This is a genomic window from Colwellia sp. BRX8-9, assembly GCF_014077245.1.
Lineage (GTDB): Bacteria > Pseudomonadota > Gammaproteobacteria > Enterobacterales > Alteromonadaceae > Colwellia_A.
Genome location: NZ_JACGVN010000022.1, coordinates 63,077 through 80,424 on the forward strand (window position 1 = coordinate 63,077; position 17,348 = coordinate 80,424).

Annotated in this window: 7 protein-coding genes and 1 pseudogene; 7 read left to right on the forward strand and 1 reads right to left on the reverse strand. The window is 39.4% G+C overall.

Translation table 11 applies throughout. From position 1 onward, the window contains the following. Positions 1-34: 34 nt before the first annotated feature. Positions 35-3,046, reverse strand: coding sequence for a TonB-dependent receptor (locus tag H4J70_RS16455; protein WP_182222337.1), 3,012 nt, complete (start codon positions 3,044-3,046; stop codon positions 35-37). 554 nt (positions 3,047-3,600) lie between these two features. Between H4J70_RS16455 and H4J70_RS16460 the strand changes: the two genes are divergently transcribed. The 7 genes and pseudogenes from H4J70_RS16460 to H4J70_RS16490 all read left to right on the forward strand — a co-directional run. Next, the gene (locus H4J70_RS16460; RefSeq protein WP_182251482.1) at positions 3,601-5,739 is read left to right on the forward strand and encodes a pullulanase-associated domain-containing protein; all 2,139 of its coding nucleotides are present in this window, start codon (positions 3,601-3,603) and stop codon (positions 5,737-5,739) included. 273 nt (positions 5,740-6,012) lie between these two features. Further along, entirely contained in the window at positions 6,013-10,203 is a 4,191-nt protein-coding gene (locus H4J70_RS16465) for an alpha-1,6-glucosidase domain-containing protein (protein WP_182251483.1), read from the forward strand. A 212-nt stretch (positions 10,204-10,415) separates the two neighbouring features. Further along, entirely contained in the window at positions 10,416-13,223 is a 2,808-nt protein-coding gene (pulA, locus tag H4J70_RS16470; RefSeq protein WP_182251484.1) for a pullulanase-type alpha-1,6-glucosidase, read from the forward strand. 576 nt (positions 13,224-13,799) lie between these two features. Continuing rightward, positions 13,800-14,699, forward strand: coding sequence for a 1-acyl-sn-glycerol-3-phosphate acyltransferase (locus H4J70_RS16475; protein ID WP_182242875.1), 900 nt, complete (start codon positions 13,800-13,802; stop codon positions 14,697-14,699). 186 nt (positions 14,700-14,885) lie between these two features. Next, the gene (locus H4J70_RS16480) at positions 14,886-15,791 is read left to right on the forward strand and encodes a prenyltransferase (protein ID WP_220465955.1); all 906 of its coding nucleotides are present in this window, start codon (positions 14,886-14,888) and stop codon (positions 15,789-15,791) included. Positions 15,792-16,200: 409 nt separating this feature from the next. Continuing rightward, positions 16,201-16,944 (forward strand): MBL fold metallo-hydrolase, encoded by a 744-nt coding sequence (locus H4J70_RS16485; RefSeq protein ID WP_182214123.1) that lies wholly within the window; start codon positions 16,201-16,203, stop codon positions 16,942-16,944. Positions 16,945-17,065: 121 nt separating this feature from the next. Beyond that, positions 17,066-17,348, forward strand: a pseudogene (locus H4J70_RS16490) (transposase); the annotation flags it as partial.

Here is a 17,348-nt window from a genome sequence, read left to right on the forward strand (position 1 = left end):
GTGTGGTTTCATCCACACCTTTTTAAGTTTTCATTTACATTGAATAATTAATACCAAAGTAAACTGTGCGACCAAAGTACTGAATTGTTCCGGTACGTGAAGTATCACCAAAGTAAGAAATATTCGGTTCGTCTGTTAAGTTATCAACAGAAACGACTCCTTGTAGATTCTCAGTAAAGTTATACGACATTTGTGCAGAAATAATCGTTTCTTCTTGGAAGTACGCTGATTGTGAATCACCAATCGCAATTTGACGACTCAAGTATTCTGCGCGATGACGAGCACTAACACGCGCGGTGAACAAATCTTCGTAATCATAAAAAAGTGTTGCACTAAATACGCGTGGTGATAAACCTTCGATTGGACCTGGCTGACCATCTTCACCCGGTACATTTGACGGACGTTCGATTTCACTTTCTGTGTAAGAAAAATTGATGTTAGCGCCTAAGCCTTTCCACATATCAGGTAAAAAGGTAAAAGTTTGCGTATATCCAATTTCAATACCACGAATATAACCTGCCTCTGCGTTATTAGCGGCGTGTGAATAAGTGCCATTTTCCCAAACGAGTGGTTCGCCAATGGGCTCCCCAGTTTCGCTATCGTACTCAGCATGCGTCTTGTCATCAGGGATTGCTGGTACAGCAATACCATTAGCCTGATAATCAAAATTCTTATCTGTGGTTGTACCTGGCATGTTTTCAATGTCTTTGTTCCAAATAGCAAAAACAAACGCGCCATCGGTTTCAGAGAAATAATGCTCATAAGAAATATCGATTTGATCTGCATAAAACGGACGTATTGACGGGCTAGTTGAACTGTCTAAATCAATATAGTTTCGACCGTCATCCGCTGAATTAAACCTAAAGTTACCGCTGTTAGCCATTGATGGCATATCTGGACGTGACATAACTTTTGAGTAAGCAAAACGTAATTGGTCGTCTTCTGATAATTGAATATTCAAATTTAAAGATGGTAATAAATCATTATAACTTTCGCTGACTGTTTCACGGCGGAATTCGTCGCTTGTACCGCCAACATCATCATAAATTACATCACCATTACCCGCTCCCACATTGACTAAACCTGTGCTGCTTTGTTTAGAGCCAACATAGCGAAGACCTACATTGCCGCTTAACGGTAAACCAAACAGTTCAGCGTTTAGGTTTAATTGCACGTAAGCTGCGGTAACTTCTTCTTCGACAATATTATTTTGAGTCATTGTCCAGCTATGATTCCAGTCACGTACTGGCGTACGATCAACATTTGGGATCCAAGCATTCAAAATATCGTTGTTGTTAACCGCTAAGAAACTCGGCATACCCGGTAAGTCACCGTTAATACTCGTTACTGTCGAGTTATCATTGGATAATGGAAATGGAGCAAAACGTTCTGTTTCTATCGGGTTACCTTCTTCATCGGTACCTGCATAAGTGATGTATTGACCATTACGCATATTTGCGTCGGTAGTACCATATAAGAAACGACCACGGCCCAGTTCGTATTCACGTTCCGATAAACGGGCACCAAATTCAACTGAACTAAAGATGTCACTTTCAAGTTGGTAAGCGAAATCAACTCGTACAGCATTTGATTCATTTGACTCGATACTTGGATATGACTCTGCACTGGTAACCATCATGTGGTCGGTATCGGTAAAGTCTTGGTTAAAGGCTAAATCAGGGTTTTCTAAGCCATTAAGTTTATAGCTAAAGATGATGTCGTTATCAATAATAGGAGTTGCTGCGCTAGAGTCTTTAAAATAAGCCATACGCATAACTTGATCTTTGCTGGTCTCTTTACCTTGAGAATGGGCAAAATCAACGGTCATTAATAAATCATCATTAATTTCCCATTCACCCTTTAAACCAAATGAGCTTAATTCACTGTTCGTCGTATTATCATCGGCTTGTGTTTGAATATTTAAGCTACGATCAGACCCTTTATAAGGTGGCGCAATGGCATCACCATTAGGATTACGAGAGATGGTACCACCGATAAGTGCGCCGTTAGCAATAAGCGGATCGGTTAAGAGTAAAGACTGTCCTGGGCTGGCAATGTTATTTATGCCTGATATACGTAAACCACGATCCCATTTTTCTGAGTCAAACTTTGAATGAAAACCATCAAATTGGAAACGTAAATCATCACGAGGTTCCCAATTTAACGCCAAAACAAAAGCATCACGACTATCTTCACCACCACGTTCATTAACTTCAAAGCCAGATGAAACTAATAGACTTTCTGGACCGCCATCATATGTTTCTGATAAATCTCGGTCGTCAAATTGATAGTTTACGAAACGGCTCGACACAGTAGGCTGAAACATACCGGCGTAACCCAATGAAAGACCAAGCGTGTCATCTAAGAATTTGGCTTGATAAGAAGCGGTTAAGCGGCGACCAAAGTCAGCAGAATCTTCATTGCCAGCAGCGGCATCATTCCAATTTCCGTGAGCTGAAAAACGAAAGCTAGTTTCTTTTTCATTATCTAGCGCATTAGCGGTTTCTAGTTCAATAGTACCGGCAATACCGCCTTCTATAAGCGACGCTTTTTGTGATTTATACACTTGCGCTTGCTTAATTAATTCTGAAGGAAATTGATCAAACTGAACTGAGCGTCCACCTGCTGTTGAAACTTGTTCACGACCATTTAATGTTGAAAATACAAAGCCACCTGATAAACCACGGATATTCAGCTCGCTTGATTGGCCATCGATTCGTACAGAGGTAACACCTGGCAAGCGTGTTAAAGAATCGGCTATAGATACATCGGGTAAACCACCAATGTCGTCAGCTGATATCGCATCAACGACAGTGTCTGAAAAACGTTTAGTGTTTAAAGACTTAATAATACTGCCTCTAAAACCTCTAACTTCAATAACTTCTACTGCATTTTCTTTTTCTTCTAATGTTTTTGGTTTGTTAACGTTAACAGTTTGCGCTTTTACTTCTTCTTGAGCATCTTGAGCAAAACTGGGAACACTAGCAAATGATAAACCCGCAGCTATTAAGCTGAGTGTTAATATATTTGGCTTGAATTTGTTCATTGTTTCATATTCCTAATAATATGTATTATCGAGAAGCCCCTACTTACACTTGCACTATGGTTGATAACGCACAGCGAGTTGGAGTCAATTATTTTTATGAGATATTCCCTATCTATTTATGTTTCAAGATTTACGGTGACAACTTCATAGTAATCATTTTTTGCACAGTTACAACCGATTACCCATCAGCGAACTTTAGTAATAAGATGGTTCTAGAAAGCAAGTAAACTCGTTATTTCCTTTTATTACATAACCTTAAAAAATTAAAGTAAGAATAAAAGCAGATTACTGTAGGTCTTTGAATACGTATTCATAACATCAGCATTAGGTTTTATAGTCAACGCGGCATAACATCGTTCCCCAGTGAAAGGATGATGAAATTAGATTCAACATAACCTGAAGCTACTTTTTAATGGATGATTAAGACCGTTTTTTGATTACGTGACAGTAACAATATAAAGCAATAACAATTATTAAAATAAAAACAACGTACTAAGTTTGCTATATAAATAACGGCTTAGCACCTTATCAACATTTAAGTGGAGATGTCATTTATGACTGGTTATATGAAACAATTATCGTTTGCTACGTTAGCCGTATTGGTTAGTGTATTAGCAGGCTGTGGAGGAAGTGATGAAAGTAATGCTGTTACTGAATCCCCTCTTTGGTGTAAGTCACCAGAAACAATTAACGAAACAGGTAATGCATGTGAATTAGTAATTACCCCCTGTAATTACCCTGAAGTTGCCAACCCTGACACTCAACTTTGTGAAATGAGCCAAGAGGCATGGATTGATGGCTCTAACGGTATCACTATGCCCGTACCAGCTTACACACCAGCGGCAAACGAATTAGTTATTTACTTTCAATTTGAAACACCAACTGATGGCAGCGCGATAGATTATAACCTTGCCGGTTTGCACGCTTGGAATAACGCTGACTGTAACTCCTATGCAGATTTTGATCGTCCTGAAGGGACCACACCTTGGGGCTCTTCATTAGCATGGACAGGTATTGATGATAATTTTGGCGCCTATTGGGTAATGAATACTATCGATCCACCTAATTGTATTAACTTTATTGTTTACGATGCTATTGGTTCAGTTAAATTTTCAGGTGAAGATGATATTCTTGTTGATATAAGCACAGTTAATACCGGTGAATTATTCTTATTAGAAAAAGAAACCACTATCTTTCCGTTCCCAAGAACGTTTGCCTCTTTAGTTGTTCCTGGTGGCTCAACACCGGCACCTTTAGAGTGTGAAGCGCCACTTATAGCTAATGAAGCGGGTGACGAGTGTGTAACCGACCCAGATGCAGTGCCAACTATTGTTGATGGCGCAGCTGAACTTTATTTACGCGGCCTCATTGACTGGGAAACCACAGACGACAGCAATAAATTTGTTTACTCTGAAGGTGTCTACACGATGGCACTAGCCGTTACGGGCTCAGCGACAGCTTATAATTTCAAAGTTGCTGATGCAGATTGGAATGTTGTCAATGCCTTTGGCGCAAGTGAAGGTGATGAAACAGTCGTTCTTGGCGAAAGTAAAACATTGATTGCCAGTGAAGAGCTAGGTAAAAACATTAGCCTTACCATTCCTAACAACGGTAACTACCAGTTCATTTTAGATATTTCAGATACTGAAGCACCAACGTTAACCGTTATTGAAGTTGCTTATGACAAAGTACTTTATGTTAAAGGCGACATGAACGAATGGGCTAATGCCCTTCCTATGGTATATAAGGGTGAAAATATCTACACCTCTTTACATCCATTAGAAATGCAAGATTATGCCTTTAAAGTGGCTGATGCTAATTGGACTGATGCGACTAATTTCGGTATTGCTACCGAAGGTGCCGTTGTGCCACTTGATACTGCCACCACATTAGTTTTTGGTGAAGATGTTGCTCAAAACATTAATTTCACTGCCGCTGCAGCGGGTACTTATCGATTTATACTTGATGCTACCAATAAAGGTGCCCCAATATTAACAATTGAGAATGCAGTACCTTATTCAGGTCGCACTTTGTATTTAAAAGGTGACATGAACGATTGGTCAACAACACCTAACTTTGACTTTGCACTTACCGACACCACTTACGTGGTAAATGCATTGATTGATAACACTAAAAAGTATGGCTTTAAAATAGCGTCAGATGGCTGGGAAAACGATTCTACTATGGGTGCTTTTGCTGGCGAAGGTGATGTTGTTATCGGTGAAGAAAAATTATTAACCTTACCGGGTGAAGATAATATTGCCATTGAAGTGACTGAAAATAAAATATTAACCTTCACTTTAGATGCGACTGATTTTACCGCGCCTAAATTAACAGTAACCGAAGCGCCTGCCCCTTACCAAGAACGTACTATGTACCTTAAAGGCGACATGAATGGATGGGCTACCGAAGAGGCTTATATACTAACTTATGCTGCAGGTATTTATACAATAGAAACGTTATTACCCGTTCGTAGCTATAATTTTAAAATTGCCTCTGCTGATTGGGAAGAAGACTCTACGGTTGGCGGTGTTGTTGATGATAATATCTTAACCGCCGGTGAAGCAAAAACCTTAACATTACCCGGTGCTGATATTACTTTTGATGTAACTAAAGAAGCGACTTATGTCTTTACATTGAACGCAATTAACCCATCAAGACCTATGTTAACGATTACTGAGAAAACCAACTAATCAAATAAATTTACTATTGATGTAGTAAATGCATCTCATTGTAAAAACCGTGATTTATCACGGTTTTTTTATGCCTATAATTCCCTTATCAATCGTCAACAAAACGTGGCTAAACAGTAAATAAAAGGTCATTAATCTGTCTTGAATACGTATGTAATGGCTATTCATTAACCAGTCTACTCTTTAGTATGAAGGAATAATTAAAAATAATATTTATCTAGCGTAGCTCAAATGTGCAACAGATAAATATTGCATAAACCTAAGAGTGATAAGATGACAATAATTCAATTTAAAAAGGTTGCCCTTATAGCAACGGTTACCACCGCATTAAGTGCTTGTGGCGGTGGAGGCAGTGATGGTGGTGATAAAGTTAATATACCTGACAAGGTGAATAATGCGCCAACTATGACGAATTTCAGCCATGAAATTATTGAGTCATCACCTAAGGAAATCGTTTATTCATGGTCTGTTACCGATAGTGACGGCGATGCATTATCTTGTCAATTATCTCCAGGCAATGGCTTAACAACAGTGACCATCGCTGATTGTGCAAACAATACTTCAACAACCGTGACCTCATCGGGCGCAGGAAACTATCAGGCAAGCTTGACTGTTACCGACCCGAGTAATGCTAGTGCTACTGCTAGCCTGACCTTTGATATTGCTACAGCGGGATTACCAGCGCCAATAGTTACTGCAGGTGATAACGAATTAGTCATTTTCTATAACCGTGCGGACGCAACTTACAGCGATTGGATCATACATTTATGGAACAACGAGACTTGTGACGCTTATGCCAACGCCGATACTGACTGGGCAACGGGGCAAGCACAAACAGGGCTAGATCCAAATTACGGCGCTTACTGGCTTATCGATTTAAAAGCAGGTTATGGCGATTGTGCTAACTTTATTGTTCATAAAGGTGATGATAAAGACTTAGGTGGCATCGACCATCAAGCTGATTTAAGCGGCGATCGCATGACTTGGACACTATCAGGTATCAGTGATGTATATGCCCAGGCGACCTTACTTCCAACAGGCATATTAATTAACGATGTTGCTGCGCACTGGGCCAATGAAAATACCGTTTTTTGGAACGCCGGTACCAACGTAGCTAAAGTACGCATTTATAGTTCAACCACTGACGACTTAGCTTTTGATGGTGAAAACGGTATTTCTGGAGATAACTACCTTGAGTACCTCCCCGCAGCTGGTGGCGAACACCCTGCGATTTCACTTAATATGCCTCGCTATAAAAATTTAGCGGCATTTACCGCAACATCAGCATCGGTAAGTAAAGCCAAATCAATGCTTAGCGGTAAATTATTGGCAATTTCATATGCGAGTGACGATTCACTTATCGCCGCAACTTACCTACAAACACCCCGTATCTTAGACGCTTTATATACCTCAGCAAATAACGATGCTAACGAAGCAGATTTAGGTATTCTTTACAGTGCTAGCGAGATAAGCGCTAAACTTTGGGCACCGACAGCACAGCAAGTTACCCTTAAGGTGTACAACGCAAGTAAAGCTTTACAGTCAAGCCATGCAATGTCCCTTGACGCAGCAACAGGTATTTGGTCATTTACCGCGCCAAACACAGTAGACCGCTTATTTTATCGCTATGAGTTAACTGTTTATCATCAACAAAATCAGCGTATTGAAACAATTGAAGCCACAGACCCTTACTCGGTTTCTTTATCAACCAATGGCGATTTTTCTCAGTTTGTTAATTTAGCTGATAGTGATTTAAAACCCATCGGATGGGACAGTCACACCGTTCCTGAAGTTGTTAACCCTGAAGACAGTGTTATATATGAAGGCCACATACGTGACTTTAGTATTTTAGACGCCAGCACCCGTGTAGAAAACCGAGGTAACTACCTTGCCTTTACCGAAGAAACCTCTGTACCCGTAACACATTTAAAATCTCTTGCTGACGCAGGCTTAACACACTTTCAACTATTACCCGCCAACGATATTGCCAGCATAAATGAAGATGCCGTTAACCGTATTAATCTTGATAATACCGTTAGCGAATTATGTGCTAAGAAAAGTGACGCGCCTGTTTGTGGTGTTGAAAATGCTAGTGATACATTAGCCGAGGTATTCGCCAGTTACGACCCGACCAGCACAGCTGCACAAGCGCTTGCCGAATCATTGCGAGGCTTAGACAGCTTTAATTGGGGTTATGATCCTGAACACTTCACAACGCCCGATGGTAGTTATTCATCAAATCCTGACGGTGTCGCTCGCATAACTGAAATGCGTGCGATGAACCAAGCTTTGCACGAAATGGGCTTACGTGTTGTTTTAGATGTTGTTTACAACCACACTAACTCTTCGGGTTTATGGGAAAACTCAGTGCTTGATAAAGTAGTACCCGGTTACTATCACCGCCGTGATTTAACCTCAGGTAATGTTGAAACAGCAACTTGTTGCCAAGATACCGCGCCTGAACATGAAATGATGCATAAACTCATGCAAGACTCATTACTTACTTGGTCACAAGCCTATAAGTTTGATGGCTTTCGTTTTGACATTATGAGTAATAATTCAAAAGCATCGATTTTAAGTGCTCGCACCGCTGTACAAGCAATAGACACCGACAACTATTTCTACGGTGAAGGTTGGACGCGTGATGATAAAGGCTATCAACAAGCGGATCAAAATAATATGACGGGTTCGCAAATCGGTACGTTTAACGATCGACCTCGCGACATTATTCGCAGTGCCTCTTTATTTAAAAGTACTGGTAGTTTAAATGACCAAGACATTATTCGCTTAGGACTTGCTGGTACCCAAAAAGATTATCAACTACAAGATAAGAATGACAACATCAAAGCGGGTAGTACATTTAGTAAACCTTCTTACGGAAAAGACCCTGCCGACATCATTAACTATGTCTCAAAACATGATAATGAAACCTTATGGGATCAACTGCAATATGGCATTGAAACCGAAGTTAGTCTTAATGATCGCGTGCGCATACAAAATATTGCTGGGACTTTGCCGTTAATCAGTCAAGGTATTCCGTTTTTCCAACTGGGTGGTGATTTACTGCGCTCAAAATCAATGGACCGAAACACTTATGATGCCGGTGACTGGTTCAATAGAGTTGATTTCACTATGAGTACCAATAACTGGAATGTCGGCTTGCCACTTGCGCAAGACAATGAAAGTAAATGGTCGTTAATGACAGCACTGATCAATAATAGCGAAACAGCGCCACAAGCCAGTGATATTGAATTCTCATCAAATATATTTAAAGAGTTTTTGAGTATTCGCGCCTCAAGCCCTTTGTTTAGGTTAACCACGCAAGCTGATATTAGTGCACGTTTAGGTTTTCATAATACCGGTAGCGAACAGACTCAGGGCTTAATTATGATGAGTATTGATGATGGTAACGGTCTAACTGACCTTGATGAGAATATTGATGCACTTGTTGTGGTGATAAACGGCACTGCATCCGCGCAATCACAAAGTATTTTAACTGCGACCGGCTTTGAGTTGCACAGCGTACAACAAAGCTCTGCCGATACTAATGTTCAAACAGCATCATTTGTTGAGGCTTCAGGAAAAGGCACCTTCACTGTACCTGCGTTAACTACTGCAGTCTTTGTAAAACCACAAGCAATGGCACAAGGCGTTGGTTTAGCAGCTGATGCGACCTTAAATGCGCCTGACCCCGCCCCTTATGGCGAGACAAGTATTTACCTACGTGGGTCAATGAATAATTGGGGTGACGACGGTTTAACAGCAATCGATATGTTTACTTATCAAGGGAACGGCGACTATGTGATTGATTTCACCTTAGCGGTTGGCACGCATATTTTTAAAGTGGGTTCTGATGATTGGGCGGCGGTAGACCTCGCCTTTAGTGATGTCACCTTCACTGATAACTCAATAACAGCATCGGCCGATAACAGTGGTAATATAGAAATAACCACCACGACTGCTGGTAATTATAACTTTAGCTTAAATGCCAGCACATCGACGCCAAGCTTAACGATTGTGACCAAAAACACCACAGTAGATTGTGCTGCTTTAGTTGATTCAAGCGACGACATTCCTTTTGATATTAATGGTAGTGGCCAACTCTTTGTTCGTGGCGATCATTCAGCGTGGAATGCCACTGAAGAGTTTCGATTACATTACAAAGGCAATAACCAGTATCAAGCCGTAGCTGAATTTGACGGGGCAATGCAATTTAAACTGGCTTCAGATGACGGCAGTTGGACCACACAATTGTGGGTACAAGAAAACGATAGTAACGATATTGAAGGGGAGAATTTAGCCTTAGGTATCAATTACCCTGTTGCTTATAATAACGCTGGCGACGCCAATAACAATACGACACTGGCGGCAGGCTCATACAGCTTTTTACTAACACTCGACAGCGCAAACCCAAGTAAAGGCTATAATGTTGGCCGTTTAGCGATACAAGAATGTCAGCCATAGTCATCAGGTAAGTTAATCGAACAGCTTAAGTACTTAAGCTGGGCTAACACTATAGAAAGCGCTGAGGATGAATGTTCTTGGCGCTTTTTTATGGGGAAATAACTTGTCAGCAGATTGGCTGAATACGTATGTAAAAATTAGAATAAACTGTTTATATTGCTGATAAATGCGTAACTTATTAACATCATTAATTTACTTTGTTATTTATCCTTATGCGTATTTCTTTAGCTCGTTTTCGACAATTAAGCCTAATCATTATCACCACGACATGTCTAAGCTCATGTCAGCATGATCAAAGTATACCAACAAGAACCCAGCTTACAGAAACGAGCGTAAAGTCAGCAGCAGTTTCCCCTTTAGTAAGCCAAGACTTTTCTGCACATTGGCTGACCCCAGAACTGCTTTTATTACCTGAAGATAATTTACATCAACAACATACGTTAACTTTTGATGATGGCGGACATATTGAAAAAATCACACTTACGCCCTTCACAGGAGAAATAAATCGTCTGCTTATCCCCAAACATTTACGTTCATTTAATGTATTTGAGGTAAAGCTGGCTACTAATAAGATTAAAAAAACACTGAAAAATAAAATATATGTCAGTTCTGCAAGCAAGGGCACAAATTCAAAACACACAGCACAGGTACAAACAGCTCAATTATTGGATTTTTTATTTACCTCACAAAGTAACGACGCTAATGAGCTAAATAATTTAGGGGCCACTCTCAGTAAAGATTCTATTGAGTTTGCACTGTGGGCACCGACCGCAAAACAGGTAACCTTATTAGCGTTTAATAAAGACAAGCAAGCGACGCATGTTGTGCCACTTAAAGAAGATAGCAATACCGGTATTTGGTCTGGTGCAGTTATTAATACTCAACAAGAAGTCTACTACCAATATCAGCTGACAATATATCACCCGGCTAGCGATAAAATTGAAATATTAACCACTACAGATCCCTATTCCTTAAGCCTTTCAACAAATAGTGAATATTCACATGTTATCAATTTAGACGACTCAAAAAACAAACCTAATGGCTGGGAATTACAGCAAGATGTTTTAATTAAGAACCCTGAAGATAATATTTTTTATGAAACCCACATTCGTGATTTTAGTGCCCACGATCCGCAACTTTCATCACCTGCTGTTCGTGGAAAGTACGCCGCTTTCAGCGAAAAAAATAGCGCTGGCATTAAACACTTTAAGGATCTACAAAAAGCAGGTATTAACAATATTCATCTACTGCCCACCTTTGATATTGGTACCGCTAACGAAAATGACACACAAGTTATTGATCTAAATAATCCTATTAGCAAACTTTGCCAACTCGTGCCCGAACATAAGCTTTGTCGGCTCGAAGACCAAGCAATGACGATACAAGAATATTTAGAAACACTTCCCTCTGCAACACAGGAGCGCCAAGCGATAGTCAGTTCTCTTAGAGAAATTGATAATTACAATTGGGGTTACGATCCTTTCCATTATACTGTTCCAGAGGGCAGTTACGCTCAAAACCCTGAAGGCTCAGCACGTATTATTGAATTTCGTCAAATGGTACAAAGTATTCATAATCTAGGCTTTCGCGTCATCATGGATGTCGTTTATAACCATACTCATCAAGCAGGGCTAGCGCCAACGGCTGTGCTTGATAAAATTGTCCCTAATTATTATCATCGTCTTGACCCTATCAGCGGAAAAATCGCACAATCAACCTGTTGTGATAACACTGCCACAGAAAATGTCATGATGGAAAAGTTAATGACAGACTCATTAGTTGTTTGGGCAAGAGACTACAAAATTGACGGCTTTCGCTTCGACCTTATGGCACACCAACCCAAATCAGCGATGCTTAAAGCCAAAAAAGCAGTACAAGCGGTTGATAAAGACACCTACTTTTATGGCGAAGGTTGGAATTTTGGTGAGGTAGCGAATAATCAGCGCTTTACGCAAGCTAGCCAATTAGCATTGGCTGGCACAGAAATCGGTACCTTTACCGACCGTTTACGCGATGCAGTTCGCGGTGGAGCCTTTAGCGCCAGTGGCGATGATATTCGTAAAAGCCAAGGTATCGGCAGTGGTTTAAGCACTATGCCTAATGAATTAGTGGATCGAGTCGAATCAAGAAAAGCTTATCTACTCGCCGCAGATCAATTACGTATTGGTTTAGCCGCTAATTTAGCTAACTTCCCTCTTAAAAATGCTCAAGATAAACACGTTACCGGTAAAGAAATTCCTTATGGTGACCAACCAACCGGTTATGCACTAGACCCTGCCGATACCATTAACTATGTATCTAAGCACGATAACCAAACATTATGGGACAATAATCAATACCGCTTACCTTTTAATACCTCAACAAAAGATCGCGTACGTATTCACTTACAATCACTGTCCTTTGCTATATTCGCACAGGGCATTCCATTCTTACATATGGGATCAGAGTTTTTACGTTCGAAGTCATTTTTACGCGACAGTTACGACTATGGTGATTGGTTTAATAAAGTCGATTTTACCAAGCAAAGCAATAATTATAATGTTGGTTTACCGCCAGCAGATAAAGACCAAGCAAACTGGCCACTGATTAAAAAAGTTCTAGCAAAAAATGAAGGGCGAGATATTGTTAGCCCAACTGACATCGAGTTTAGTGCAGAAGTGTTTAAAGAGTTTATTAGTCTGCGCATGAGTACCCCCCTTTTTCGTCTTACCAACAGTGAACAAATAATAGAGCGTGTAAAATTTCACAATACCGGTAAAGCACAACAAATTGGCTTAATTGTGATGAGCATCGATGATGCCGAAAAATATCAGCAAGTAGATGCTGAGATATCAGCGCTCGTTGTTATTTTTAATACTAGCACCACCGCTAAAACAATCCCTTTTAAAGAGGCAGCACAATATCAATTGCACCCTATTCAACAACAGGGCGTTGATAGTGTTGTTAAAGAGAGTAGTAGCGATGAAAACAGCTTTTTTGTTCCAGCACTAACCACCAGTGTTTTTATCAAAGAGCAATAGTGCGCTATCGTTAGCGGCTAGTAATGATTTTATTTACTTAATCATAAAGTAAAGTCTTACTAGCCCTACTTCTCGCCTTAAAAAAATCCCGCCTAGAGCAACCCTCTCAGTGTATATCAACAATAAAATTTAAATGTAGTGAGCCTTGAGTCAAAATTTAAATATGACCTAATAAATGTGGCTGATGTTGTAGCAAGTGTGGCTACTCCAATATTAGTCAATGAACGCGATCAGATGACTTTAGAAGAAGTAAAAATTGAAATTATCAACTTGGATGTTTATCGGTTTATCTATTTTATTTTTTGTGCGGTTTAGCCCTTATAACTTGTCGCACTATCTGCTCGTTATACTCATCGTAAACAACACGTCGACTTAATAACAATTTATTTACGATAAGTTTTCTTTTGAACATACGGTGAACACAAGGAAATACTATCTTTTACTGTAACCTAAAACAGTATTTTAGCGGTATTTTGATGAATAAAACTACCGCCTCATATATTGATCTATCGCGTCAAATAAACTGTATAATATGCTATTATTAAACATTAACTACTCATTAAATACTATATGACTATGGCCAGAAAAAATCTTCGTATCCGTGAAAAAACAATCTTTGACGGTATTTTTAGTAAATACATTTTAAAATTCGTTTTTAGTTTTTGGTTTAAAATTTCGGGCTGGAAATTATGCACAGCCACTCCCGAAGGTGCTGGTATTACTATTGCGGCACCGCACACATCGAATTGGGATTTTGTTTATGCGCTTGGTGCTGCGATATTGCAAGATGTGAAAATATATTTTTCTATTAAAGACAGTATGTGCCGCATACCTCTTTTAGGTCGTTGGTTGATGTACCTTGGCGCTATGCCTATTGATCGTTCATCTACAGGCTTAGGACAAGTTGAACAAATCAAGCAATTTATTGAAACACAAAAAGGTAAACGAGTATTTTTCTTATTTACTCCAGAAGGTACAAGAGGTGGAGTAGCAAAATGGAAAACAGGCTTTTACCATGTTGCTCAAGGATGTGGATTACCTATTTTTTTAGCCAAAGTCGATTACCTCAGTAAAGAAACAGGTGTTTTTCACATCTTTAAACTGACCAATAATAAAGACGATGATATTCAAGCGATGCAAGCCTCTTATAAAAGTGTTTATGGAAAATATCCCACCAAACAATTTCCCCCTTACCAAGGACCCATGCCAAGCATAGGTGATAAAGAAGCGGCAATTATTCGTGCACTTTACGCCATTAACTCTATTAAAGGTGTTGCGACTAAAATGGAAATAAGTGCAAAAGCAAAAATGGGTGAACTGTCGAATACAATGTTCGATTTTTTAATTGATAACGGGCTTGTTGAACAAGGATTTTTAGAAAGAGCTGAAATTACCTACCGGTTAACTCTAGCAGGCAAAGGCTGTTATTTACATTTGTATTCGCAAGATGACTCACTTGTTATACCTAACGGATAAACGATGACTACGAAGAGTGCTTATTACCAACCATCTAAAAATTAATGCCTGTCGTTATTAAGTCTTATTAGTTACGTTAATTTGGTTTAGTAACACGTTGAAGGCTTGATAACGCCTTCAACGCCAATAACTTTGAACATAAAAGACTTTTCGCGAATATTTTACTATCTAGATAAAGGATAATAAATGAACATGACACTAACCGCTATTATTCCTTCATTTCGCCTACCTTTCTTAATATTAGCCCCTATTTGTGTTTTTCTGGGTGCTAGTATTAGTTATATGGAACAAAGTGCGGTTGATTATGCCGTATTAGCCATTGCCTTTTTAGGGGCGATCTCTGCGCACATTGCGGTTAATACCATTAATGAATATCAAGACTACGTCAGCGGATTAGATCTGAAAACAATTAGAACCCCCTTTAGCGGTGGTAGCGGTTTATTATCTCAGCATCCAGAGTTACTTCCCGGGGTAAAAAGAGCCGCGATTGTCACAACCCTTTTAACCTTTCTGATTGGTGTTTATTTCGTCACCCTTTATGGCGTAGCAGTAATTGCCTTAGTGCCGATGGGATTACTTGGATTAGCCATTATTATTAGTTACACAAAGTGGATTAATAAATGGCCCATTACCTGTTTAGTTGCCCCCGGACTTTGTTTTGGTTTACTGATGGTGGCAGGCAGCCAAGTTATTTTATCTGGCCATTTTTCAACAACACCTTGGCTAATAGGTTTGATCCCTTTTTTTCTTATTAACAACTTATTACTTTTAAACCAATATCCTGATATTGATGCTGATAAAAGTATCGGTCGAAATCATTTTCCTATTGCCTTTGGCATAAAAGCAAGCAATAGCATTTTTTTCATCTTTTCGGTGTGCTCAACGTTATTACTTGGCTTTTTTATTAGCCAAAAGCTATTACCCACAATGAGTGCAATGGCGTTTATTCCACTGGCATTGGCCTTTGTCGCTTTATATGGTGCAATAAAATTTAAAGAAAACATTGGTCAACACCCTATATACCTTGCTTACAATGTTAGTTGTGCATTACTGACACCATTAACGATAGCAATCACCGTTTTCCTTAACTAATTGTAGAAGTTGAATAACGTTGGAAACTGAAATTATTACGTTTAAGCACCGAATATACCTTTCAAAAAATTTAATCAAACGCTGAAATAGCTAACTTCTAAAATATAACTCTAAGGGCAGTAGTTGCCAAAAAAGAGCTTTCCTAACACCCTCAATCAGTACCAAAACTGTCTTATCTGATACGACAGCGGACTTTCCCCACAGATAAAAAGACGCATTGTTTGACTATAAATATTACCAATTAATCGAATAACCTGACTGGCAAAATGCCACCATTGCCGGCGTCACTATGTTGCTCTGGGATGACTGTATTTGTGCCGTGGCATTAAATAAAGATTAAAACGAGCGTTTGAATTTATGGATCAAGCTTGTTATAAGTAAACAACAAAAAACTAATGATCTTTATAAAATGAAATTGCACCAAATTGAAGGCTATATTCAATCTATTTACCTAGTAGAATATTCTGAAAAATTATTGTTACTCGATGGTTGCTGCCGTGCAGATGTCGAAACCATTCAGACTTTTATAACAGAAGAATTACAACGTCCATTTTCGGACCTTAAACTCATAGTCGTCACACATATGCATCCAGATCATGCTGGAGCAGCTCATGTATTGAGAAAAAAAACTGGTTGTAAAATTGCCATTGCTAATGTTTCTGGGCATTGGTACACAGGTGTAGACGGATTATTAATGCACTTGACCGATATGGCATTAACTCGCTGGGTTGCGAAACGTAAAAATAAACCAGCAAAAAACCTTTGGTACTCCTCCAAATTAAAGCCCGACATAAAAATAAATGATGGTGAGGTTTTACCCGGTTTTGCTGAATGGCAAGTCATTTATACTCAAGGGCATACCGATAGAGATATCTCTTTGTTACACCAACCAAGTCAACTTATTTATGTAGCTGATCTAATGGTGGAAGTAAAAGGACGATTTATTCCGCCTTTTCCCGTTTTTTATCCCAATCGCTATAAAAGCTCACTGACTAAATTACATAATCTTCAACCTAAATCCATTTTGCTTGCGCATGGCGGTGAGGTTCAACTTAGCGATGATGACTACCAACACCTCTTGTCCAAAGCTCCAGATTTACCTTTAACTCATTGGCGCTCTGTTAAAGCTAAACTGCGAAAAATATTTACATAGCTTTATAAGGTATTATTTAGTCACACAGAAATATCCCCCATTAAGCCACCCATAATAAACCGTTCAATTTTCCAACAATAAACTACACTTAATTTACCCCCTATTAAGTGTGGTGATTGTTATGCCTAAGCCTCGTTCACAACAAATTAGTTTATCTGATACACCGTATTATCATATTTGCAGTCAAACCGTTCGAAAAGCCTTTTTATGTGGTGTTGATAAAGAAACCGGTGTCAGTTATGAGCACAGGCGTCATTGGATTGAACAGCGCATTTTTAAATTATCTCAGGTGTTTGCTATTGATATTTGTGCTCACGCTGTCATGAATAATCACTTACATTTAGTCCTTCATGTTGATAGTGAAAAAGCTAACAACTGGACGACGCTAGAGGTACTGTCCCGTT